This is a genomic window from Vibrio sp. RE88 (assembly GCF_013113835.1).
In the GTDB taxonomy this organism is placed as follows: Bacteria; Pseudomonadota; Gammaproteobacteria; order Enterobacterales; family Vibrionaceae; genus Vibrio.
In genome coordinates, this window is the sequence record NZ_VTYQ01000006.1 from 262963 (window position 1) to 287914 (window position 24952).

19 protein-coding genes are annotated in these 24952 nt (G+C 46.1%); 8 read left to right on the forward strand and 11 right to left on the reverse strand.

The window, feature by feature from the left end; translation table 11 throughout:
• Positions 1-414: 414 nt before the first annotated feature.
• From nrdA to yfaE, 3 genes are all read left to right on the forward strand, one after another.
• The gene (gene nrdA / locus F0265_RS16100) at positions 415-2697 is read left to right on the forward strand and encodes a class 1a ribonucleoside-diphosphate reductase subunit alpha (RefSeq protein WP_171749660.1); all 2283 of its coding nucleotides are present in this window, start codon (positions 415-417) and stop codon (positions 2695-2697) included.
• 82 nt (positions 2698-2779) lie between these two features.
• Positions 2780-3913: a class Ia ribonucleoside-diphosphate reductase subunit beta gene (nrdB, locus tag F0265_RS16105; protein ID WP_171749661.1), complete on the forward strand. Its 1134-nt coding sequence runs from the start codon at positions 2780-2782 to the stop codon at positions 3911-3913.
• Positions 3913-4191 carry a class I ribonucleotide reductase maintenance protein YfaE gene (gene yfaE, locus F0265_RS16110; protein ID WP_171749662.1) on the forward strand — a complete coding sequence of 93 codons (279 nt, stop codon included), beginning with the start codon at positions 3913-3915 and terminating at the stop codon, positions 4189-4191. Before nrdB ends, yfaE begins: the two co-directional genes overlap by 1 nt.
• A 52-nt stretch (positions 4192-4243) precedes the next feature.
• Here the strand turns inward: yfaE and F0265_RS16115 are convergent, their stop codons facing one another.
• Together F0265_RS16115 and F0265_RS16120 are read right to left on the reverse strand one after the other, a co-directional pair.
• Positions 4244-4495 carry a 30S ribosomal protein S6 modification protein gene (locus F0265_RS16115; protein WP_171749663.1) on the reverse strand — a complete coding sequence of 84 codons (252 nt, stop codon included), beginning with the start codon at positions 4493-4495 and terminating at the stop codon, positions 4244-4246.
• A gap of 232 nt (positions 4496-4727) precedes the next feature.
• Entirely contained in the window at positions 4728-5969 is a 1242-nt protein-coding gene (locus F0265_RS16120; RefSeq protein WP_171749664.1) for a CinA family nicotinamide mononucleotide deamidase-related protein, read from the reverse strand.
• Positions 5970-6162: 193 nt separating this feature from the next.
• Between F0265_RS16120 and F0265_RS16125 the strand changes: the two genes are divergently transcribed.
• Both F0265_RS16125 and F0265_RS16130 read left to right on the forward strand, forming a co-directional pair.
• Positions 6163-7059, forward strand: coding sequence for a DUF3943 domain-containing protein (locus tag F0265_RS16125; RefSeq protein WP_045984743.1), 897 nt, complete (start codon positions 6163-6165; stop codon positions 7057-7059).
• Between the two features lie 182 nt (positions 7060-7241).
• The gene (locus F0265_RS16130; RefSeq protein ID WP_171749665.1) at positions 7242-7754 is read left to right on the forward strand and encodes an ACT domain-containing protein; all 513 of its coding nucleotides are present in this window, start codon (positions 7242-7244) and stop codon (positions 7752-7754) included.
• Positions 7755-7792: 38 nt separating this feature from the next.
• Here F0265_RS16130 and nspC read toward each other — a convergent pair whose 3' ends face one another.
• From nspC to F0265_RS16150, 4 genes are all read right to left on the reverse strand, one after another.
• Positions 7793-8926, reverse strand: coding sequence for a carboxynorspermidine decarboxylase (gene nspC, locus F0265_RS16135; protein ID WP_171749666.1), 1134 nt, complete (start codon positions 8924-8926; stop codon positions 7793-7795).
• Positions 8927-9023: 97 nt separating this feature from the next.
• Entirely contained in the window at positions 9024-10268 is a 1245-nt protein-coding gene (locus tag F0265_RS16140; RefSeq protein ID WP_171749667.1) for a carboxynorspermidine synthase, read from the reverse strand.
• Positions 10269-10286: 18 nt separating this feature from the next.
• The gene (locus F0265_RS16145; protein ID WP_171749668.1) at positions 10287-13184 is read right to left on the reverse strand and encodes a pyridoxal phosphate-dependent class III aminotransferase; all 2898 of its coding nucleotides are present in this window, start codon (positions 13182-13184) and stop codon (positions 10287-10289) included.
• A gap of 475 nt (positions 13185-13659) precedes the next feature.
• Entirely contained in the window at positions 13660-13992 is a 333-nt protein-coding gene (locus F0265_RS16150; RefSeq protein ID WP_171749669.1) for a hypothetical protein, read from the reverse strand.
• 225 nt (positions 13993-14217) lie between these two features.
• On the opposite strand from F0265_RS16150, the gene F0265_RS16155 reads away from it, so the two are divergent.
• On the forward strand, positions 14218-15534 hold the full coding sequence (locus F0265_RS16155; protein WP_345775873.1) for a TolC family outer membrane protein: 1317 nt from the start codon (positions 14218-14220) through the stop codon (positions 15532-15534).
• A 2-nt stretch (positions 15535-15536) separates the two neighbouring features.
• Positions 15537-16154, forward strand: coding sequence for an OmpA family protein (locus F0265_RS16160; RefSeq protein ID WP_171749670.1), 618 nt, complete (start codon positions 15537-15539; stop codon positions 16152-16154).
• 62 nt (positions 16155-16216) lie between these two features.
• Here F0265_RS16160 and nhaA read toward each other — a convergent pair whose 3' ends face one another.
• The 5 genes from nhaA to F0265_RS16185 form a co-directional block, all read right to left on the reverse strand.
• On the reverse strand, positions 16217-17398 hold the full coding sequence (gene nhaA / locus F0265_RS16165) for a Na+/H+ antiporter NhaA (RefSeq protein ID WP_171749671.1): 1182 nt from the start codon (positions 17396-17398) through the stop codon (positions 16217-16219).
• Between the two features lie 254 nt (positions 17399-17652).
• Positions 17653-18678, reverse strand: a complete 1026-nt coding sequence (locus F0265_RS16170; RefSeq protein WP_171749753.1) for a lipocalin-like domain-containing protein — start codon at positions 18676-18678, stop codon at positions 17653-17655.
• Positions 18679-18778: 100 nt separating this feature from the next.
• Positions 18779-21232 (reverse strand): FtsX-like permease family protein, encoded by a 2454-nt coding sequence (locus tag F0265_RS16175; RefSeq protein ID WP_171749672.1) that lies wholly within the window; start codon positions 21230-21232, stop codon positions 18779-18781.
• A complete protein-coding gene (locus F0265_RS16180) occupies positions 21213-21884 on the reverse strand; it encodes an ABC transporter ATP-binding protein (protein ID WP_006962515.1) in 672 nt (223 codons plus the stop codon). The genes F0265_RS16175 and F0265_RS16180 overlap by 20 nt, the downstream gene beginning before the upstream one ends.
• Positions 21885-22007: 123 nt before the next feature.
• On the reverse strand, positions 22008-23384 hold the full coding sequence (locus F0265_RS16185; protein WP_171749673.1) for an MATE family efflux transporter: 1377 nt from the start codon (positions 23382-23384) through the stop codon (positions 22008-22010).
• A 103-nt stretch (positions 23385-23487) separates the two neighbouring features.
• On the opposite strand from F0265_RS16185, the gene F0265_RS16190 reads away from it, so the two are divergent.
• Positions 23488-24921 carry a DUF2867 domain-containing protein gene (locus F0265_RS16190; protein WP_171749674.1) on the forward strand — a complete coding sequence of 478 codons (1434 nt, stop codon included), beginning with the start codon at positions 23488-23490 and terminating at the stop codon, positions 24919-24921.
• The last annotated feature ends 31 nt before the right edge of the window (positions 24922-24952 follow it).

A 24952-nucleotide genomic window follows, 5' to 3' on the forward strand; every position in this document is an offset into this window, starting at 1 on the left:
CCCGCTTTTTTTGTTATTTTTTCGCCCATTTTTGGGGCTCTGATTCCAAAATACACAACCATAAAATCACGCTCAGAATTGCTGAAAGATCAAGGAATTTTTTTTTGTTTGTGGTTACTTATAAACCGATCCTAAAACGGTAATTTTATACAATCAATTAGACTCTAATCCCATCGGTTAGTATCCACTTACTGAAATTTTCATTTTTGTTAGTTATCCACAAGTCATCCCAGATCTGCTCCTTGAAAAGGTGTATGGATAGCACTATCTTGTAACTCGCACAGCAATGCACCCCTATATGTTGTGTTTGTACTACAATATATAGATAGACTTTGATCACAAAGCCGGAACATTTTTTACAAGAATTACACGAAAACACGGCTTTTATCAGTTTTGTTAGGGAAATTAAGCAGAATGAACCAACAACTAACCGTTACCAAACGTGACGGCCGCAAAGAAAGTATTGATCTGGAAAAGATCCACAGAGTAATTACCTGGGCTGCTGAAGGTCTGGACAATGTTTCTGTATCTCAAGTAGAACTGCGCGCTCACATTCAGTTTTACGATGGAATCACTACGACTGATATCCATGAAACTATCATCAAATCAGCGGCCGATTTGATCTCAGAAGAAACGCCAGATTACCAATACCTAGCCGCTCGCCTAGCTGTATTCCACCTACGTAAAAAAGCGTATGGTCAATACGAGCCACCAACGCTACATGACCATGTGGCACGCCTTATTGACATGGGCAAATATGATCAGCACATTTTGGAAGACTATACAAAAGCTGAGCTGGATGAACTAGATGCGTACCTAGATCACAAACGTGACCTTGATTTCTCCTACGCAGCAGTTAAGCAGCTAGAAGGTAAGTACTTCGTTCAGAACCGTGTATCTGGTGAAATCTACGAAAGTGCTCAGTTCCTGTATATCCTTGTAGCGGCGTGTCTGTTTGCTAAGTATCCAAAAGAAACGCGTCTTGATTACATCAAGCGTTTCTACGATGCGACTTCAACATTCAAGATTTCTCTACCAACACCAATTATGTCTGGTGTGCGTACTCCTACTCGTCAGTTCAGCTCATGTGTTCTTATCGAGTGTGGCGATAGCTTGGATTCTATCAACGCAACGGCAAGCTCTATCGTACGCTACGTTTCTCAACGTGCAGGTATTGGTATCAACGCTGGTCGTATTCGTGCTCTGGGCTCAGAGATCCGTAACGGTGAAGCTTTCCATACGGGCTGTATCCCATTCTACAAATACTTCCAGACTGCGGTTAAATGTTGTTCACAAGGTGGTGTTCGTGGTGGTGCAGCAACCGTATTCTACCCTCTATGGCACGGTGAATCTCAGGCGCTAATGGTGCTTAAGAACAACCGTGGTGTAGAAGAAAACCGTGTTCGTCACATGGACTACGGCGTTCAGCTAAACCGCCTGATGTATCAGCGTTTGGTTGAAGGCGGAAACATTACGCTGTTCTCTCCATCAGACGTACCGGGTCTATACGATGCGTTCTTTGAGAATCAAGATGAGTTTGAACGTCTGTACGTTAAGTACGAAAACGATCCGTCAATCAAGAAAGAAACCGTTAAAGCTATCGAGATGTTCTCTATCTTGATGCAGGAGCGTGCGTCTACAGGTCGTATCTACATTCAGAACGTTGACCACTGTAATACTCACAGCCCATTTGACTCTGAAGTCGCACCTGTTCGTCAGTCTAACCTATGTTTGGAAATCGCTCTTCCAACGAAACCTCTGACAAACGTAGAAGACGACTCTGGTGAGATTGCCCTATGTACGCTTTCAGCATTCAACTTGGGTGCAATTAAATCTCTAGACGATTTTGAAGAGCTATCTGAGCTGGTTGTTCGCGCACTTGATGCCCTACTGGATTATCAAGACTACCCTCTACCAGCGGCGTACAAGTCAACGATGAACCGTCGTACTCTAGGTGTGGGTGTGATTAACTACGCTTACTACCTAGCTAAGAATGGCGTGAAATACTCTGACGGCAGCGCTAATGGCCTGACGCACCGTACTTTTGAAGCGATTCAGTACTACTTGCTAAAAGCGTCTGTAGCGCTAGCAAAAGAGCAAGGTAAGTGTCCTTTATTTGGCGAAACCAACTATGCGAAAGGTTTGCTACCAATCGACACCTACAAGAAAGATCTGGACTTGGTTTGTGATGAACCATTGCATTACAACTGGGACGGTCTTCGTGAAGAGATCATGACTCACGGCCTGCGCAACTCAACTCTGACTGCGCTAATGCCTTCTGAAACGTCTTCTCAGATTTCAAATGCAACAAACGGTATTGAGCCTCCACGCGGCTACGTATCTGTAAAAGCATCGAAAGACGGCATCCTGAAGCAGGTTGTTCCTGAGTTTACTGAATACAAAGATAACTACGAGCTTCTTTGGAACATTGGTTCTAATGACGGTTATCTGCATCTGGTTGGTATCATGCAGAAGTTTGTCGACCAGGCAATTTCAGCTAACACTAACTATGACCCAAGCCGTTTCGACAGTGGCAAAGTGCCAATGAAGAAACTGCTACAAGATCTGCTAACAGCGTACAAGTTTGGTGTGAAAACACTTTACTACCATAACACTCGCGATGGTGCGAGCGATGACCAGAAAGACGCTGTACAACCACAAGACGACGATTGTGCAGGCGGCGGTTGTAAGATCTAATCACTAATCCGACAATAGGATTAGCAAGGCTTAACAGATTATTTGCCCCTCGCTTGAGGGGCTTAAAAGGAATTGAGGCATCATGGCTTACAGTACTTTTAACCGAAACAAAAATGACCAGCTAAAAGAGCCAATGTTCTTAGGTCAGTCAGTAAACGTTGCTCGTTACGACCAGCAAAAGTTCGAGATCTTCGAAAAACTGATAGAGAAGCAACTGTCTTTCTTCTGGCGTCCAGAAGAAGTTGACGTATCAAGCGATCGCATCGACTACAACAAGTTACCAGAACATGAAAAGCATATTTTCATTTCTAACCTGAAGTACCAAACACTGCTGGACTCCATTCAGGGTCGTAGCCCGAACGTTGCCCTACTTCCTCTAGTATCACTTCCAGAAGTAGAGACGTGGATTGAAACGTGGTCGTTCTCTGAAACGATCCACTCACGTTCGTACACCCACATCATCCGTAACATCGTTAACGATCCAGGCCTAGTGTTTGATGATATCGTCGAAAACGAGCACATCCTGAAGCGTGCTGAAGACATTTCGCAATACTACGACGACTTGATCCAAATGACTAATGACTACCATCGCTACGGCGAAGGTACGCACAATATCAATGGTGAAGACGTTAAAATCAGCCTTCACGAATTGAAGAAAAAGCTGTACGTATGTCTGATGTCTGTCAATGCGCTAGAAGCCATCCGTTTCTACGTCAGCTTTGCTTGTTCGTTTGCTTTTGCAGAGCGTGAGCTGATGGAAGGTAATGCCAAGATCATCAAGCTTATCGCGCGTGATGAAGCCCTTCACCTAACGGGCACACAGCACATGATTAACCTTCTACGCAACGGTCAGGATGATTTCTCATTCATGCAGATTGCTGAAGAGTGTAAGCAAGAGTGTTTTGACCTATTTAAAGAAGCGGCTGAGCAAGAGAAAGAATGGGCGGAATATCTGTTTAAAGATGGCTCTATGATTGGCCTAAACAAAGATATCCTTTGCCAGTACGTTGAGTACATCACCAACATCCGTATGCAGGCCGTTGGTTTGGATGCTGCTTACCCAGAAGCAACATCGAACCCGATTCCATGGATTAACGCTTGGTTGTCTTCAGATAACGTACAGGTTGCCCCACAGGAAGCGGAGATCTCCTCTTACCTTGTTGGTCAGATCGACAGCGATGTGCAAGCGGACGACTTTAAGGACTTCGAACTGTAATGCCCAGCATAAAAATCAACGGTATTACTGCGATTCAATCTAACCCTTCAAACACCATCCTTGAAACGATGGAAAAAGCAGGGATTGAACCTGAATATAACTGCCGAGATGGCCACTGTGGCGCATGCCGCTGTAAGTTAGTCAAAGGCGAAGTGGAATACGTTGGTTTTGCGATGGCGTACACTCAGAGTGATGAAATTTTGCCTTGCATCTGTAAAGCAAAATCAGACATTGAAATTGAAGATGTTAATTATTCTCTGAAAGAAAAGCGTGCATAAATATGCATTTCATAAAAAGCCCGGCTAGCATTGCCGGGTTTTCTTTTATTATTTAGGCACGAATCTGAATACCGGATAAGAACTCATCGGCGGTCAACATAGACACTGCTTTGTCGGCAATCTCTCTCCCATCATCGTCAAATAGGGACAAGCGATAGCCTAATGAATTTTCTTGATTTTTTTCTTCCGGAGCATGAAGCCACATAGAGATAACGTCCTGAGTATCATCGCTAAGTGCCTCTCCTAAAACAACTTTCTGACTCGCCACCTGATACCAAACCATTATTTTTGAATGATGGAACATGCTAACCTCCCTGAGCAAAACCTGCGACGAACTATCATTTTAAGCACAATTGCAACAAATGCACGTTGCAATTAGGAGACAAAGTTGGCATCTATTTAAAATCATCCATTTAAGCTATAGATGATTTTCTTCTAAGAAATATTTATGAAGGCATGCGAGTAATAAGAAACATATTCATTCACTTATTACTGCATGCCACTCGGCAGGGGTTTGACAGATATTCGGCTCTGTTCTAGCCAGAAATAACACTTTGAGGGACATACATTTCTTTGTCCCGCGTCAGTGAACTGTAGTTAGGGAACATGGTTTTACCTGACAAATAACGCCTTAACATGTCCGCAGCCACCGTGGTAATGATCGTGGTTTGATCTGCTCTTGAGAAGTGACGATTAAAGGTCAACGTTTGCCCCCACTCGCCTTCTCTTGCAGAAATCGCTACAGAAAATGTGCGCTCTTTGACTTTTCCCGTTGCGATCGCAACATCAGTCGCACATTTGTCTTTCGTTGCCCCGGCTAAAGCAAATGCAGCCGCCAAGTCATCGTTATCGCTATTACCGACATCGACCTTATTGCCCAGAACCCAGCCGTGTCCGCAGTAGTCTGCCGCTTCTTCGTTGGAGTGAAGCCACAATGACAAGTTACCGTGCGTAGATTGCTCTGCAGTTGAAATTGACCATTTCTTCTCAAGAATCAAATGACCAACATTGTCTTGCATGGACTCATCAACACTCACTACATTACTTTCAATCAAGTTGTAGACTAGCTGAAGTAACTTAACACGATTGTCCAAGTCATCCTTAGGGCCAAACAACTTAACCTCAATGTAAGGCATGTAGGAGCGGTAACCCAAGAAGTAACCTTCTGGCAGTTGTACTTTGTCCAGCTTATCTGAAAGCGCGGATTCAGAAGTGCCAAAGGTATGGAGCTTACTGCATTCATAGCCAACAACATTGCTGTGATTTTGCTTGAGGTGCGGGATAATTTGCGCTTCAACCATCAATTTGAATTCACTCGGCACGCCGGGCGTGAAGTAAAAATCACAATCATTGAAATTCACTAAAAAGCCGCAGGCTGTACCTACAGGATTGTCGAGCATGAGTGAACCTTGCGGAAGCATCGCTTGCTTGCGGTTGCTTTCCGGCATAGGAAGCCCCCTTGCAGCGAAAAACTGTTCCAACCTTTCTAACCACTCAGGGTAAAGCTCTAGCTCTGTCTCAGACGCCTGAGCGGCCGCTTCTGCGCTCAAGTCATCCGACGTTGGGCCAAGTCCACCATTCACAATCACCACATCGCAGTTAAAGCTCAGCATCATCAGCTCTTCCACCAGCGCTGACTGACTGTCACCAACGGTTGAACGTTTCGACAGGGAAAAACCGTGCTGAAAAAACTTTTCAGACAACCACGCCGCATTGGTATCAACGATATCGCCGTGAAGCACTTCTTCACCGGTACTTAACATCGCTATTTTCAACATAATAATTTTCCTTTTCAGGAAACCTCTGGTCCTGAGTCACAAACATGAACAATCAAACTGATCGTTTTCATTGTTTGAGTGTTATTTAGAAACTAAGTTTCTTAATTAGGACAATTTCCGGTTTCCATTCCTCTTGCTTTGGTGGATAATTGTGAGCCTGATCATTATTAGAAATAGACTGTGGAGTTTATCCGTGTACAAAAAACACATCACCGCTTTGATGTTGTCGGCTTCTGCTTGCGCCAATGCCAATACCTACGATTCTCCGAAACACATTGAGTTTTCATACACCGTAGATAACACCGAAAACTACAGTCTTTTCAGCAACTCTTATTCTTATAAGCCTAGCAATAGTTATGCCTTAGGTTTAACTGAAAGCGAATTAAAACTGGAAGAGCCTGAGTTGCCTAAATACCTCACCGTACAAAGTGAGAAAGATTGGGACTACCTTAAAGGCCAAACTTACACGATTTTGGGTCTTAGTGTTGCGACCGTAGGCCTGATGACTCTCCTTCCAGAATCTATTACAAAATGGGATGAAGAAGACCGCGATTTGAGTGGCTTAGGCACAAAGTGGAAGGATAACGTGACCTCAGGACCGGTTTGGGACCGAGATGACCATTTCCTAAACTATGTGATGCACCCTTACTTTGGTGGTGTTTACTATACGGCAGCCCGTCACGCTGGCTTCAATGAATTCGAATCTTTCCTGTATTCTGCGACTCTGTCGACCTTCTTCTGGGAATACGGTGTTGAAGCCTTTGCAGAAGTCCCTTCTTGGCAGGACCTGTTCATTACACCATTCTTCGGTGCCGTTGTGGGTGAGATGATGTTTGAAGCTGAGCAAGATATCGTTGCGACTGGTGGTGAGGTCTGGGGCTCTCAAACCATGGGTGACGTAACCTTGTTCTTCCTCAACCCTGTAGGCCACATCCACGGATGGGTAAGCGATGCTTGGGGCGGCAGCGCGGACTTCCAATACAACAGTAAACCTTGGTTTGGTAACCAAGACGCAGCGAAGTTTGCAATGGATGCTGGCGCTAGCTATGACAGCGTATTTTATGGCGTCGAGATGAAAATCAGTTTTTAATCTGACACTTGAACCAAAAAAGCGGCATCGAATTGCCGCTTTTTTGTGCCTGCCATACCATAATGGTCAAGACAATCCGCCATCAGGTCAAAAACTTGACCTGAATCAAACCTAACTTCCCCCCTACTCCTACACTAAATTTAGCCCTATAAAAAGAATTGCTTGCATTCAGGAGGCCCGTTATGAATAGCACTTTTATCGTCAACTTCGTCGGTAAAGCGACACCTGCCACAATCAAGCAGCTGGCGGCCGTCACCCACGAAAATGGAGGGAAGTGGCTAATCAGCAAAGTGAACTTTATTGAAGATCAAGTCGCGGCGGTCATCAAAGTTGAATTGCCCGAGGAAAAAGCGGAGTTCGTCAAAGAGGCGTTTCGCAGTCATGACGATCTGCTGGCCCAGTTTGTCGATTCTGATAGTCACACACACAATGCCGATGCCATATATCAGGTCCGTTTAGACTCCAATGACCGAGCTGGTATTGTAAATGAGATTACCCATGTACTGGACAATCAAGGCATCAATATTCTGGATATGGACTGCCAACGCGTGTTTATCGCCGGTGGCGGAGGTGTAAGTTCCAGCTTGTTTACAGCGAATATTGCGTTGAAATTGCCGACCGAAGTTCAGATAGACGATGTGGCCAAAGAACTCGAAGCTCTCAGTGAAGATACGCGAGTGATGGTTGAAGCGTAAAAAAAGAGCAGCTTTTTCGGCTGCTCTTTTTCGTTGAACTACTCAACACTCCATTGCGAGAGCGAGCGTTTGAAGTCTGAATAATCGAACTCATTGAGCTTTTGAATTTCACCGCCTGAGCGTTCACAGTACACGGAAGGCATTCTTAAACCATTAAACCAGTTGAGCTTCACCATTGTATAGCCCGCACTATCTAAGATATGTAGACGCTGGCCTATTTCCAATGGTTTATTAAAGCTAGCCTCACAAAACTGATCACCAGCCAAACATGAACAAGAGCCAATCACATACTCATGTTCACCTTTATCCGAGGCTTCTAGAATGGAAGCGGGCTCATTGTAAATCAGTGTATCCAAGCGATGAGCTTCCGTTGCAGAATCTACAATCGCGGTTTTTTTAACGTTTTCAACGATATCCACCACGGTCACGACCAAGTCTGTTGTCTTGGTGATGATAGCTTCACCCGGTTCAAGATACATCTGAACACCGTGCTTTTCAGAGAAAGCTTTAAGCGCTAAACCAAGTTTTTCGATGTCGTATCCCGGCCAGGTGAAAAACACACCTCCGCCCATACTGACCCAGTCAAGCTTATCCAAGTAGTGACCAAACTGCTCTGAGATGGCGTCAAGCAGACCGATAAACGCGTCGACGTCTTTGTTCTCACAATTCATGTGGAACATCACACCATCAATACCTTCAAAGACTTCTGGCTCAATATGGTCCGCTTGCACACCAAGGCGAGAAAACTGACGTGCTGGATTTGCTAAATCTTGCCCTGCATAACTCACACCTGGGTTAAGGCGTAAACCAAGCGAAGCCTTTCCTTCTACTATGTGACGATAGGCAGCCAATTGATTTTGTGAGTTAAAAATCATTTTGTCGCAAATGTCAGCTACGTCTCGTACATCATCCTCACTGTATCCGACACTGTATGCGTGAGTTTCACCACCAAAAGTTTCATGCCCCAGTTTGACCTCGAACGGGCCTGAGCTCGTTGTGCCATCCAAGTAAGGCTTGATGATGTCGAATACACCCCATGTAGAAAAACACTTCAACGCCAATACCAGCTTCACACCCGAGATTTCTTTGAGTTGCTTGGCTTTTTCTAGATTTTCGACCAACTTATCTTCATTGATCATAAAGTATGGTGTTTTCAGTTCGTTTTTTTGCATTTTTGTTTTTACCTAAATCAATACCGTAAAAATCGAACAAAGCCGACACTAGTGCATCGGCTTAATCTTATAAATCCAAATTAAGAATAATAAGTGCTTACTTTAGTTTGTGGATAACAGGCTGACCCGGCTCTAGTTCCTGAACATGCCAATCAAGACCAATGCTTGGCATAGTTTCAAGGAATGGGTCTGGATTTAGCTGTTCCATATTGAACACGCCTTTATCCGCCCATTCACCACGGAAGAACTGCAGTGCAGCGGTGATCGCAGGCACACCTGTGGTGTAAGAAATTGCTTGATGCTCAACGTCTTCGTACGCGACTTCATGATCAGCGTTGTTGTAGATAAATACGCTACGCTGCTTGCCTTCCTTCGTACCTTGAACCCAAGTACCGATACAAGTTTTACCTGTATAGCCCGGAGCAAGAGAAGTTGGATCTGGCAGCAAAGCTTTAAGTACATGTAGAGGCTGCACAACCGTACCATCGTGAAGCGTCAGAGGGTCTGGGCTTAGTAAGCCGATGTCACGCATACAATTGAAGTAGTTCAGGTATTTATCACCAAAGCCCATCCAGAACTCGATACGTTTAGCTGGAATGAACTCTTGCATAGAACGAACTTCATCATGCGCCATAGAGTACACTTTGTGCTTGCCCACTAACGGGAATTCAAACTCAAGCATGCGCGAATGACACGGAACCTGTTTCCACTCTTCATTTTCCCAGTAGAAAGAATCACCTTGGATTTCTAGCATGTTGGTTTCTGGGTCGAAATTGGTTGCGAACTTCTTACCGTGATCGCCAGCATTCACGTCCATTACATCAATGGTGTCGATTTCATCAAACAGATGCTTCACTGCGTACGCTGCAAATACCGAAACCACGCCCGGATCGAAACCAGCACCCAAAATACCTGTGATGCCCGCTTCAGCGAACTTCTCACGGTAGCCCCACTGCCAATCGTAAGCTTGAGGAACTTGCTGGCCTTCAGAACATAGATCAACAGCAACAGAAGTATCTAGGTAGTTCACTTTTGCTTGGTAACACGCTTCCATGATCGTCATGTTAACCCAAGGAGGGCCCGCGTTAATGACAAGATCAGGCTGAACTTCTTTAATAAGAGCAACTAATGCATCAACGTCATCCGCATCAACAGCACGCGCTTCCAGTTTTTTCGATGGATCTTTCAGGTTGTTTTTCTTCTGAATAGATTCGATGATTTTTTCACACTTGCTCACAGTACGTGATGCAATAGTGATGTCACCCAGTACTTCGTTGTTTTGCGCTGCTTTATGTGCAACTACCCAGCCAACGCCGCCTGCACCAATCTGTAGAATTGCCATAGTTTTCCGTTACCTTAATTACGCCAGCTCAGCAGCTAGCTTATTGATTTTAATTAGTAAAGATTCAAAATCAGCCATCGTCAGGCACGGATTAAGAATCGTAAATTTCAATGCGGTTTTACCATCAACAATGGTTTCACCTAATACCGCGACGCCACGAGCCAAGGCTTCCAGTCTTACGACTTTGTTCAACTCGTCCAGATCCGCTACTTGAGCATGTGCGACACGGAATAGCACAGTCGACAACGATGGCTCAGCCAGCAATTCTAGGTTGTCGTCTCTGCGTACAAGATCCGCGACTTGTTGAGTTTGCTCGAGAAGATGGTCATACATTGCACCCAATGTATCTGGGCCGACATTTTGCATCGTCATAAAGACTTTCAATGCGTCGAATCGCTTCGTCGTCGCAATCGACTTATCTACCAAGTTAGGCAACTCATCATGCTCACGATTGAGGTAGTCCGCATGATGCAGCAGATACTTGAAGTTGTGTTTGTCTTTAAGTAACAAAGATCCACAACTGATTGTTTGGTAGAACAGCTTGTGGAAGTCAACGCTGACTGAATCTGCACGCTCGATGCCCACTAGACGATCTTTGTGGCGGCTCAAAATCAGTGCACCACCGTAAGCACCATCGACATGCATCCACATCTGATGTTTTTGCGCCGCATCGGCAATCACATTCAAATCATCAATAGCGCCATGGTCAGTGGTTCCTGCCGTCCCAACGATGGCAAATGGAATCAACCCTTGAGATTTCGCCTCGCTAATGACTTCATCAAGCTGAGCAACATCCATCGTGCCATTGCTATGAGCACCAACGGTTAGCACCGCTTTCTCGCCCAGCCCCATCCAAGATGCTGATTTCTGTACCGTAAAATGAGATTTTTTCGAGCAAATAATACGCAGTTTGTCGGCGTAATCCGGCAATCCAAATTTCTGAATAGAGTGCCCTGACAGCTTGTCTGCAATCCAGTCGCGAGCAAGCATTAACCCCATTTGATTACTTTGGGTACCACCACTGGTAAATATGCCGTCAGCCTGTGTGCCAAGCTCGTACTTCTCACACAACCAATCCACCACTTTTTGCTCAACATAAGTCGCAGAAGAGGCTTGATCCCAGGAGTCCATTGACTGGTTTAGAGAGGCAATCATTGCCTCTGCTGCCACTGCAGGCATTAACGGCGGGGTGTGAAGATGAGCAATACAGTCAGGGTGCTGAGTAAAAATAGCATTCTTTGCTACCAGATCAGCGGTATCCGTGATCACATCCGTTAGGCTGGTATTTTTGTTGTTTAGATCAATCGCATTAATCGCCTGCTCTAACTGCTTTGGTTCAAGACCTGAATAAGGCGCATCGACTTGTTCAAAGACCTGTTTCATTGCCGCTGTTGTGTGGTTCATGACTTTGCTGAACTCATCACTACCAGACTCACCGGTATGAATGAAATGCTGTTTCCATTGTTGATTGGTGTCTTGTGGCTCAACATGGCTCCCACCAGCAACCAGAATCGCTTCTTTCAACACTCGAAGTGCAAAGTCGATCTGCTCAAAGGTGATGATCAATGGTGGCAGGAATCGAATCACCGAACCGTCACGCCCGCCTTTTTCAACCATCAATCCACGTTCAAGAGCAGCTCTCTGAATCGCCAAAGTCAATTCACCATCAGCGACTGGCTCACCAAACTTGTTGCGCTCTGTACCGGGTTTACGGATTTCCAGACCAAGCATTAAGCCCTTGCCACGGACTTCAGCAATACAGTTGACACGTTTCTGAATCGACTCAAGCCCTAAACGCAAGTATTGACCAGCAACATTCGCGTGCTCAACAAGGTTGTCTCGCTCGATGATTTCCAGTGCTTTCGCCCCTGACACCATCGCCAACTGATTACCACGGAATGTGCCCGTGTGCTCACCTGGCAGCCAGGTATCATGTTTCTTATTGATAACCAGTAGCGACATCGGCATACCACCACCAATCGCTTTCGACAGGCAAAGAATGTCTGGCACAATGCCCGCTTCTTCAAACGCAAAGTTGTAACCTGATTTACCTACGCCGCACTGAATCTCATCAAAAATCAGTAAGATACCGTGCTCATCGCAGATACGACGTAGTTCTTTCAACCAAAACGCAGGAGCAGGTACAACACCGCCCTCGCCCTGAACAGGCTCAACAACCATAGCGGCTGGTTTCATGATTCCGGCTTCATCGTCATTGAGTAGACGTTCTATATAACGAATACCCGCTCTTGCGCCTTCGTCTCCGCCCAAGCCAAACGGGCAGCGTAGATTGTATGGGAAAGGCATAAAGTGCACGTCTGACATTAAGCCAGTGCGACGTGCCTTCGTCCCTAGATTACCCATCATACCCATCGTGCCGTTTGTCATGCCATGATAAGCACCACGGAAAGCAAACATGGTATTGCGACCTGTTGTTTGCTTTGCGAGTTTGATTGCGGCTTCTACAGCATCCGCACCTGAAGGGCCACAGAACTGGAGTACACAGTCATCACTCAACTCCTGAGGAAGAAAATTCTTCACCGAGCGAATGAAATTTGTTTTTGCTTCTGTTGCGATATCCAGTGTCTGGTAAGGGAGACCAGAGTCGAGTTGGTCTTTTAGTGCCTGGTTGATTTCCGGATGGTTATAACCCAAAGCCAACGTACCAGCACCAGCAAGACAATCTAAAAATATTTGACCGCGAGTGTCTTCAACCAAAGCGCCATAAGCTTGTTTGATCGCAATCGGAAGACGACGAGGGTAAGAACGTACCGCAGATTCGTGTTCGGCCTGATCTTGTAGTACCAGATCAGGCGTCAGGTCATAAACGCCTTCTACGGCAGGAATCTGGGTGGAAAATGGTGTTGCGATAACAGTGTCGTTCACTGGATTATCGACTTCAAAGGCTGTGCTCATGATTTAATCCCTTTGAAATGTAATTCTCCTGCCATACGTGAAACGCAAATAGCAGGTACAGTTATCCCTTTCGTGTTAGCAACCCAAATAGCGCGTACACGAAATCGCTCCATCATTTCGATGGACTACATGTTCAATAGGTAAATCAAGGTTCAGTAATGCTGCTGTTTTGCAAAACAGGGCATTTAGGAAGAACTAAGCTGATTAATGGTTGTTTGTTATGTGAATTCAATGTTGGGTTTCCCATAAACATGTCGCTACAGCGACAACAGTATCCCGTCTATCGACAAAAGGACTTGCCGATACCTACCCTACGTAATGTTCACTCAGCCTGAATGCTCACTACGCGTATCCCCCAGAATGTCTTTTTGCGACTCACCTCCGAGATTGCGCGCGAAGTTATCACAAAATGAAAACGGTTCGCAACATTTTTTGAATCCGAGCACCTCAAACCCCAACTTGTGTAAAATTCCTTCTAATTATCTTCCTTATCATTAGTGGGTTTTGCGGAACTCTCGTAGCCAGCAGCAGGAGACAATATTTCAATTTTCGACGGATCGATGCCTTGGTCAATCGCATCAATAAGAGGTTTAAGTTCATCACTGATCGCGATGGGGACAGTCGTTCCATCATCTTCAACTTGTAATGCTTCTACATCGGTATAGACGGTCGCGCCGCTTCCCATAATGACAATCACTTCTCCGGGGTTGGGGATCTCCCCAGGTAATAGTTCACGAACTTGTCCGTTGATATCGATAACCACAGTGGTGTTGGCCAAAGCGATTAAAACAAGTGCACTTAATCCCATAGCTCACCTTCTCTTACAATTAACACTATTAATAAAAATATTAGTAGTAATACGTAGTACTGACCAAATGAGCGTAGCAACTAATCACACTCAGTTAAGGTTCAAGTTTCTGAACTCACCTTATAGTACTAAATTAACGATAATCTCTCCTTATTGAGTATTCATGTACTACGATTTTAATAATTTATCGAAATTCCATGTATGCCTTTCAATAAGGAGGACGATGTGTCTACCACCAAGTTTGCACCAATCGTTGCTCTACTCGTCTTTCTCCATAGCTATGCTGTTGGCCAAACACTTGAACAAGCCGTCGCTCTCACGCTAGCGAACAACCCTGAAATTAAGAGTTCATTCAACGAATACAGAAGTGCAGTAAAACAAGCAGACGCTTCCGAGGGCGCTTATCTGCCATCATTAGATTTGGATGCTGGTATTGGCTATGAAGGTATCAACCCTGCAGATTCAACCGGGCAAGATGATACAGACCTGACCAGAAAAGAAGCCACTTTGAGTTTGACTCAATTGCTTTGGGATGGTAACGCCACCATCAATGACATGAGTAGGACCGCTGCAGAAGCCGAATCTATTAGGCTACAACTCCTAGCCGATGCGTCTGATATCGCTCTTCAAGTGACCAATATATACTTAGAGTCGATCAAGGCCACTGAAGTGCTAACATTATCTGAGAACAACCTAGCCGTACACAAAGATATATACCGAGATATTAAAAGACGCGCAGAGTCCGGGATAGGCTCCACAGCCGACGTCTCTCAGGTAGAAGCAAGGCTTGCCAAAGCACACGGCAACCTCTTGGCGGCGCAAAACAACCTTATTGACACTCACACTCAGTTCCGACGCCTTGTCGGGCAGCAACCTCTTGGGTTGATATACCCAAGGGCAGACGAATCCAAACTTCCTCTCACCCTAGAAGACGCCATCAATATTGCGTTCGAGCGGCACCCTGTCATACAAGTCTCTAAAGCCGATGTCGACTCCGCCCGCTATCAATACAAACAGTCAAAAGGCAACTACTACCCTACTTTATCTGTCGAAGCGAGCCAGACGTGGCGCGACGATGCTGGAGGTGATGTGGGCAGTAGCAACGAATCTCTGGCAATGTTAAGGCTAAGATACAACTTGTATAACGGCGGCTCTGATAGTGATTTGTCAGAGAGAGCCGCGTACCAGCTCAATAAAGCTAAAGACCTGAGAGACAACTCCTATCGCCAAGTGGAAGAGAGCCTACGCTTATCTTGGAGCGCGCTTGACTTAACATTACAGCAAAAAAACTTTCTCGCCGACCATGTCGATTCAGCGTCTGCAACGGTCATTGCCTACGAAAAGCAGTACCGTATCGGTCAAAGAACATTACTTGATCTCCTCAATACGGAGAATGAACTTTTCGAAGCGCGTAAAGATTATTTAGACGCCCATTATTCAGAGCAATACGCCAAGTATAGAGTCATGAATGCGACCGGAAACTTACTGAACGCTTTGCTTGTTGATGTCCCTAAAGAGTGGACTGAAAAGGTGGAGTACTGATTATGAAACGCACAATCCTTTATTCTTTACCATTTTTAGGCGCTTCATTGGCTTTTCCCGTCCTCGCTTATGATGATCAGTACGAATACATTCAAACGCCAGATGCCGAACAAATTTCTGATTTAACCGATGATGATCGGGATGGCGTCGTCAACGCGCGGGATCTCTGCCCAGACACACCAATAGGTGCTCAAATCGATAACGATGGCTGTAGTTTGGAAGTCACCAGAGAGGAAGAGCGTCAGCTAAGGATTTTATTTGCCAATGATTCTTATGATGTAAGCCCTGTGTTCTCAGATCAAATCAGAGCGATGGCGGACTTTATGGATACGTACCGCTCCGCTTCAATAGAAATCCAAGGCTATGCAAGCAAAACAGGTAATCCTGATTACAACGTAGCGCTGTCAAAGAAACGTGCGGTCTCTGTAGAGGATCAGCTACTTTCATATGGTATCGACCCTGAGAGAGTGACTATCGTTGGCTTTGGGGCCACCCATTTGGAATCTACTGGCCACGACGAAACGGACCACGCGCTTAATCGTAGAGTAACAGCAACGGTCGTCGGCTTAACAGAGACGGTCGTTGAAGAGTGGACCATATTTTCTGCCATAGACCGATAATCTAGCCAATAGAAAAAGCCCCGATGTTTTCACATCGGGGCTTTGCTTTGTTTGTCTCAAACTTAGTGGTTTGCTTCGGTCGCTGGCTTATCTGCCAGCACTGTCTTTTTTGGTAAAGAAATGTGCAGTAGCACGTAACCTATGACCGCTGCTGTCGTCGAGCCCATCAGGATGCCCAATCTCGCATAGGTATCAAACTCGGCGTTAACCGGACCGAAGGCCAGTGAGGAGATGAAGATCGACATGGTAAAGCCGATACCACACAACACCGAGACTGCGAAAATATGTCTGAAGGTAATCCCTTCTGGCAATTTAGCGACACCTGACTTAACCGCAACCCAGCTAAAGCTGAAGATTCCTAGAGGCTTACCGATCAGCAGACCTAGTGCAATACCCAGTGGCAGCATCGAAGTCAGCCCTTCCATCGAAATCCCTTCAAGAGAGATACCTGCGTTGGCAAACGCAAACACTGGAAGAATACCAAAAGCAACGTATGGGTGCAGTGCGTGTTCCATGTGCTTCAGCGGAGAACCTTCACCTTTGTTTCCTTTTAGAGGAATCGCAAAACCTATCACCACACCAGCTAAGGTCGCGTGCACTCCCGATTTCAGAACTGCGAACCAGAGTATCGCGCCTACTATCATATAGGGGAGCAATTTGGTGACCTTCTTCGAGTTGAGCATGAACAAGGCGGCGGTCATGGCAAACCCGACGGCTAATGCCGAAGTCGACAAGTCTCCTGTGTAGAACAGTGCGATAATGACAACAACACCTAGGTCATCAATGATTGCCAGCGCGAGTAGGAACACTTTCAGGCTGACAGGAACACGCTTACCTAGCAGCGCCATGATGCCAAGGGCAAAGGCGATGTCTGTTGCGGCAGGAATTGCCCAACCTTGAATGGCCTCAGCATTGCTGTAGTTGAATGCGACATAAACCAATGCCGGGGCTAACATACCACCAACGGCGGCAATAGCAGGGAAAATAGCCGTTTCGCGGGATTTAAGCGCGCCTTCGAGAAGTTCACGTTTGACTTCTAAACCAATAAGAAGGAAGAACACAGCCATTAGGCCGTCATTAATCCAGTGAGATACAGACATGCCAAACACATAAGAATGCAATATTGCCTGATAAGATTCGTTCAGTGGCGTGTTGGCAATGGTCATTGCGATTGCAGCAGCGATTACTAAGAGAATCCCCCCTGCTGACTCCATTTTGAAGAAATCGCGAATAATATCACTCATGATATCGTCCTTTTATTTATTATGTTAATAAACGATTAACAAAGAATAGAGTTGAGTTTATATATATCGAATCTTAAGGAAAAATCGCTTGTTTGGATGTTTAACTTCGGAATTTTCGATATAAAAACTCTAATGCAACGTTTATTCCTTACGTAAGTATAGGTAAATTCAGAGAATTACCAACACAAACAAAAACGCAGCTTCTCATTTAATGAGAAACTGCGTTTTTAGTCACTTAGCAACGCTTTTTTAATTTAGTAACCTGTCAACTGCATGAAACCTTTCGCTTGATGACTGCCCGAAGTTTGAATAGGTCCCTCCCAATACGGAACAACAAACGGCAGCCAAAGCTGTTGATTAAGCACTTGAGTTGTAAGGTTAATATCGTATTCAGGGATCTTGATGTCCCACTGCAGCGGGATATGTTTGCCGTTATTAAACAGCGTAGGTTCATGGGGTTCAATCGACATGTCTTCGGCTGACAGTGTCACTGTCTTACCATCTTTACGGGACAAGGTACCAAACAAATAAGGCAACTGTTGAGCATGCCGGTAGCGACTGATTGAGAGTGTGGTTTCGTTATCCAGATGAAGTACAAACCAGTCCCAGCCCTTTTGGCCTTCAGCCATTAAGCCACTGCCCCATTCTTTACTCATCCAAGCTTCCCCCTCGACAGGAATCAGCTTACGTGAGCCCAGTTGAAGCACACCTTTCACTTTCAGAAATGGATTGGTGAGGTTATAGGAAGCAATCGGCAGCAAATCGTGCTTTTCAACATACCCTTTGTCACCCGGTAATACATAAGGGCCGTGAGCCATAGTTTGAAGCTGGACATTAAAGCTATCGCTTGCAGCACTTAATTGTCCGGGGAATGGCGTTTTGCCAAGCGAACGCCAAAACCAGTTATCAATCCAAATACGAAACGGGCGATTCGTCATGCCTGCCTGACCGATTCCACCTCTCGCGAGGCGCTGTTCTTTCCAGACCTTATCCTTATTGGAAACCACCATGTGAGAGATGTAGAGTTGCGGGCTTTGCCATCCAATACCATCTCTATCGTCCATTGAGACTCGAAAGTAGCTCCACTGGATGCCATATTCTTCACCCTTTTGGTCTTTCACATTTGCGAAGAAATGCCACCACTCATGTTGGTACTCATTATGAAAACGAAAATCCGCTGGAATCTTGACCGGGCCATTAGGCAGGACAGGCTCAAACACCTGAGTCGGCTCTGACTGCATCACGTGACTGACGGAGCTGTTTTTCGCCGTTTGAGGCATAACGTAATATCTAAGATAAGCTGCCCAAACGATCACACCTACCACGATGAGCAATAGCAAAGCTCTCACAAGGGTTTTCGCTTGAATGGACTTCCTCATTTTACAACGCGTCCCTTAGTGATTTCATTGGCGTGTTTCGAATCATCCTCAATACGGGCAGTGCGCCAGCCAGCATGAGAGAGCCCATCGCCATCAAACTGGTATGAAGGTATTCTTCTGGGATTATTTGAAGCTCAAGTGTCCAGCCGAAGGATTGCTTGATGACAATATCCACCACTAAATTAGCCAAAGCTAAGCCAAGTGGTAACGCAATTAGAATCGATATCGCACCGAAGACGAACAGTTGCAGACCGCCCATGACAACCAATTCTTTGCCAGACATCCCTAGGCAACGCAGCAAAGAGACATGACGCTGACGGGATACCTCACCAGCGACAGTCGCAAAGAAAATACCAAATACTGCAATGATCAATGTGATGTTGCCTAGCGTATCGGCTATAGAGAAGGTTCGGTCAAACACCCTCATCGCCTGCTTGTGAATATGGCTATTGTCGAAAATCCGTTCCGAGTTCAAACGAAATACCGACTCCATTCGCCGTTTAAGGCCAACAGAATTAACGCCATCTTTCAAAACAGTACCTAAAGCGACGGTACCGCCGCCAGCAAAGGCATACAGCCAGTTACGATGTGAAAGCAGAACTTGGTTATAGGGGTTGCCGTAATCGTAGTAGACACCAACAACCTGCCAGCCTTTGCCAAGCTTGCCAGACAAATCGATAGAGTCACCCGGGCGAATACCCAGCTTAAGTGCCATCGATTCGCTGATCATCACTCCTTTAGAATGATGTAAGTGATACCAGTAATTAGGAATGCCCAGTTTCACGGTTAGGGAATCCAATTCCCCTTCTGAGGCGCCAGTACTAACGACCTGAAGGACGCCTTTATTAGAGTTGACCTCTTTTTCCCAGCGCCACCAAACGGAATCGACTTCCGGCTGCTTAGACAACCAACCACTCATGCGAGCCGCCGCACTATTATTCGGGTAAATGTACAAATCAGCGGCTAAACGTTGGCTCAACCACTTGTCTGTTGTATCACGGAAACTGCCAACCATGGTTTCGACACCAATGTTGGCCGCCATTGCCAACATAAAGGCCATGGTCGCCACACCTCGGTAGCTCATACTGGCTGCCGCGTCAGCGAAGAACCAGCGTGTTTTCACCCATTTAAGCGAATAAGAAAGACTGTCGAACACCTTCCAGATTAAAAACGGAGTAAACAACGCGACACTCAGAAGCATCAAAGCAACAATCGCAAAACCAGATTCCTGCGTTTGCGGCGCCTGATAAATGGCAATGGCTGCCACACACAGAGCGCAAGCAAGCAAGGCTTGGATAGTAAACTCAGTACCCGCAAAGCGAACTAAAGATAAACGCGCAGTTAATCGAATCGGCTGTGAACGCAGTAAACGTACCAAAGGCCAGGCACACGCGACAAAAGCCCCAATGACCGTCATATATAAGCTGTATATGCTGGATTTCCAGCTCCACGAGATCAACAGACCAACATTCGCGTCATACAGATCGCCCAAGCTGGCCGAAACAGCTGGAATAAGCTGATTAGCAAGTAAAATACCGAGCACGTTACCGCACAACCAGCTGACGGTGATCAACACCAAAAGCTCCAGACAGAGTGCTTTAGCCAGTTGCCAACCAGACACGCCGGTTTGACGCATCGCACCAACTAATGGTTGCCTTTGAGTCAACGACAGTGACATTGCTTGGTAAAAGATAAACAGACCGACAAGAAACGCCAGCATCCCCATTGCGCTCAAATTCATGTGGAAAGCTTGCGTCAGCGATTCAAGCTCGGTACGCGAATTACGCATGATGCTCATGCCGTTGGGTAAGTACTCTTTTAGGCGCGCTAGCTTTTCCGGAGGTATTTCACCACAAGCAATGACAGAGATTCCAGAGCTGCGTTCTAGCATTCTAAGCAGTGAAATATCGGCGATGATCCGAGTACCGTTCAACCTGTCTTGGGTATCAACAACAATCGGCCCAAGTTTGCTGCCATCACTCAGCGAGATGAAGTCGTTATCCTGCCATTTCATATGCGCGGCGAGATCAGAACTGACCAAAATCGGGTATGGACTGTTCATCAATTGCAGAGAAGAGAAATCTTTCAGAATCGTTGCTGGGCGGAATTGCAACATAGCCACAGGATCGACACCAACCAGCATCAGATCCGTCCCATTGGCCATATTTACTCGTAGGCTTTCAAATGGTGCGCACTGGTTGAACCCATCGCGGCGAAGCTGAACATAGAAACCTTGAGGAATCTTATTAGTGACGTGTTTAGGGCGAATACGGTAAGGAAGAGGATTAGAAAAGAGTTTTTCACCGTGCTCGTAGCTTTGCCTCGCATGATCGTTAATGGAAGTCACACCCACTAAAAGGGACACACCTAACGTAAGACCGAGCCAGACAAGAAGGATTTGAAAAGGGTAGCGTCTGTAGTGGCCGAGCAGTGCTTTAACTACGGGCCATAACATGAAGCTGTCCTCCTTGAAGACGCACTCGACCTTCCATGTGTTCTGCCACTCGCTCACTGTGTGTTACCAGTAATAATGTACACTCTAACTGGCGAGTCAGCGTAGTAAGAAGACGCATCACTGCTTCGGCATTTCGCTCATCAAGGCTTCCGGTTGGTTCATCGGCGAGGAGGATTTTAGGTTCCATATAAAGAGCACGGGCAATAGCTGCTCGTTGCTGCTGGCCACCCGAGACTTCTTCCGGATAGCGCCCCAGCAATGGCATTAAGTCTAATGCAGAGAGGATTTGACGCCACAGCCCCTTGTCTTCAGGGAGCCCTTTAAGCTGGCGACAAAAACGAATATTGTCTGCGACGTTGAGCGTTGGAAGTAAGTTAAATTGCTGGAAGATGAGGCCAATGTTGTTGCGACGATATGCGGTACGTTTGGTTTCCGCGATTTCATGCATAGAAAAATTCGGAAACCAAATTTCGCCAGAATCAACTGTATCCAACCCAGCGATCAAATTCAGTAATGTACTCTTTCCTGAACCACTTTCGCCCATCAGAGCGACTTGCTCGCCTTGTTCTAATGACAACTCAGCACCTTGCAAGACAGGGTGAAATTCACCTCCATCTACATAGCCTTTACATAGGTCTGTTAGTTGAAGCATTAAAAGTCTCGCAATCGTTCAAAATTGGACTGTGAATCTACACTAAAACCACGCTGGGAGGAAGTATTTTGGATACTAGATCACAAGATATGCATCAAAACGCACCACCTGGACGATTCATGTCTAATTTTCGATCAAATTTTTCATCCAACGCTGTGTTTTCATCCTATACAGCGAGCCGCCCCACTTGATAACTTCTTCCGTTAAAAAGAGTAAATACACCCATTGCGGCTCCCACCCTAGGCCAATGGCCGCAAACGCCGCGAGCGGAATACCTATCAGCCATTGAGCAATCAAATCTTGGTAAAGGCAGAACTTCACATCGCCACCTGCTCGTAGTACACCGACAATCACCATCATGGGAATTGAGCGCAAAATAATGCCAAAGCACAAAATAACCATGAACTTCTCAGCGAGAGCGCGAGTCTCATCGGTCAATGCACTAAAGGCATCGAGCACGAGTCCCTGACACAAGTACAAGATCAGTGCGACAACAATACCTACAATCAAGCTGAGTATGGTCATGCCAATCGCTTGATAATAGACTGCCTCATAATTCTTGGCGCCGATCTGGTTGCCCACTAGTACAGCAGCGGCATTGGACATACCGATCAAGAGTGCCAAAGCGATCGATTCCACTGGCGACATAACCGACAACGCTGCCAATCCCTGAACACCGGACTGCCCCATGATCGCGTGGTAGGCAAACAACCCACCGGCCCATGCAAGAAAGTTAAACGTGGTAGGTAAAGAAAGCTTCAGAAAGCGTACTACTCTATCCCATTGAATTACCGCTTTAAGATCTTTAACCCCAAAAGCCAGCAGGTGCTTTTTCGCGTAGATGTAGCCAAACAGTGTCACCACTTCAATCGCTCCACTTAGCACTGTAGCTATAGCTGCCCCTTTGATCCCCATGGCGGGAAAACCTAGCTTACCGAAGATAAGTACCCAGTTAAGAAAGATATTGGAAACAATACCAATACCACTGAAAAAGGTGCTGATGCCAGGTTTGTGCATTGAGCGGAGACCAACAGACATACTGGCGACACATGCGACAGCAAACATCGTGACCGCTGTAATCACCAAATACTGGCTACCTAACTGGTTTACTTCCTGAGATTCAGTGGTCAAAGCCATGATTTCGCTCGGGAAAAGAACAAAAATCGCTACGGTGAACACAGCAAAAATCATCGATACCAGCCAAGTCAGGGCAGTACTTTCTTTGACCCCTTGACGATCAGCGGCTCCCCAATATTGGGCGGTAAGCAAGGCTCCACCTGTCGTCACTCCCACCAGCATGATCGTCGTAACAAAGGTTGCTCTGGCCGCGACGCCCACCGCTGCGATTTCTGCTTCACCTAATTGACCAAGCATCAACACATCCACTAAACCACGGCTAGAGAACATGATGCTTTGCAACGTAATGGGTAAGGCAATGGCGATCATTCGTCGCAAAAACTCACCGCGTGTATGGAATAGAATCTGTGAGACCGTGCTCAATTACTCACCTCAAACGACAACGCTATGCTAGGAAGGGAAAAAATGTATCGTTTATTATATGATCAGCCTTGCGCATAAACCATATTATTAATAGGGGGTCGAGATGAAAAAAGTGCTAGTACTGGGCGCATCCGGCTATGTGGGTTCGCAATTGCTGCTTCTACTATGTAGCAAAGGCTATCAGGTGACGGCAGCAGCTCGGCAAATCGAGTATTTGAAAGCCCGAGTCACCCCTCACCCTAACCTTGAATTGATTTATCTCGATCTCGCTGACCATGAGGCGACACTGCGCGTTGTGCCAGAGTATGAAGTCGTCTATTTCTTGGTTCACGGAATGGCGCACGGCCATGACTTTCTTGAGTATGAAATATCCCTTGCTGAAAACTTCAAATCGGCATTAAAGAACAGTGCTATTAAACACGTTATCTATCTCAGCGCGATTCAACCTCAGACTGGCAATTCTGAGCACCTCAAAGCACGCCGAATGACGGGTGACATTATTCGCAAAGCGGGAGTTCCCGTCACTGAACTCCGTGCGGGCGTCATTATAGGCCCCGGCTCTGCGGCTTTTGAGATCATGAGAGATTTTGTCTACAACATGCCTCTACTCATCACTCCGAAATGGGTCGATTCGAAAGCCAACCCTATCGCGCTGGAAAACCTCAACCACTATTTATTATCCCTTATCGAGGAATCCCCTACCAGCCATGCGCTTTACGAAGTAGGCGGGCCAGATACTCTCAGCTATCGCGAACAATTCGAGACCATCAGCGCTGTAATTCGGAAACCCATCAAGCTCTGGTCAACATCATTACTAACGCCTCAGCTCGCATCACGCTGGCTGGGTATCGTCACTTCCGTTCCTTCCAGTATTGGTACCGCGTTGCTGTCTGGCCTAGAGCACGACTTTATTGCCGACGCCAATGACATTCGTCAACGCTACCCTCAAACGCTTGTCGGTTACAAACAAATGGTCAGAAAAAGCATAGATGAAGAAGGTCATTTTGTTCGCAGTGAGGTCTGGGGGTTTGACCCTGCGGCTCTCAAGCGCTGGCAAGCAGGCTATGGCTATTACCCAAAACAAACAGGGGCCAGCATAGAAACGGATTTGAGTTCTGAACAACTGTGGAAAGTGGTGAAACAAATTGGTAGCAGAAAAGAGGGCTACTTCTTCGCCAACCTGATGTGGCGAACACGGGAGTGGCTCGATCTGTTCTTTGGTGGAGGACGACCTGTACGGCGCTCTCCTCCTGGGCCAGAGCTGCAAGTGGGTGATTATATAGACTCTTGGAAAGTGATTCGCTGTGAAAAAGAGCAGTTTCTGTCCCTGCTGTTTGGTATGAAAGGCCCCGGCCTAGGGCGCTTGGAGTTTTCATTGGAAGACTTGGGCAGCAAGCGCAAACTGACAGTCAAAGCATGGTGGCACCCGCAAGGGTTAAGAGGCTTACTTTACTGGTTCGCCATGATGCCTGCACATTTATTTGTTTTTAAAGGCATGGTGAAAGCCATTGTTCGAAAAACAAAAGAGCTTCCTTAATGGAAGCTCTTTTCTAAGCTAAAAGCACAGC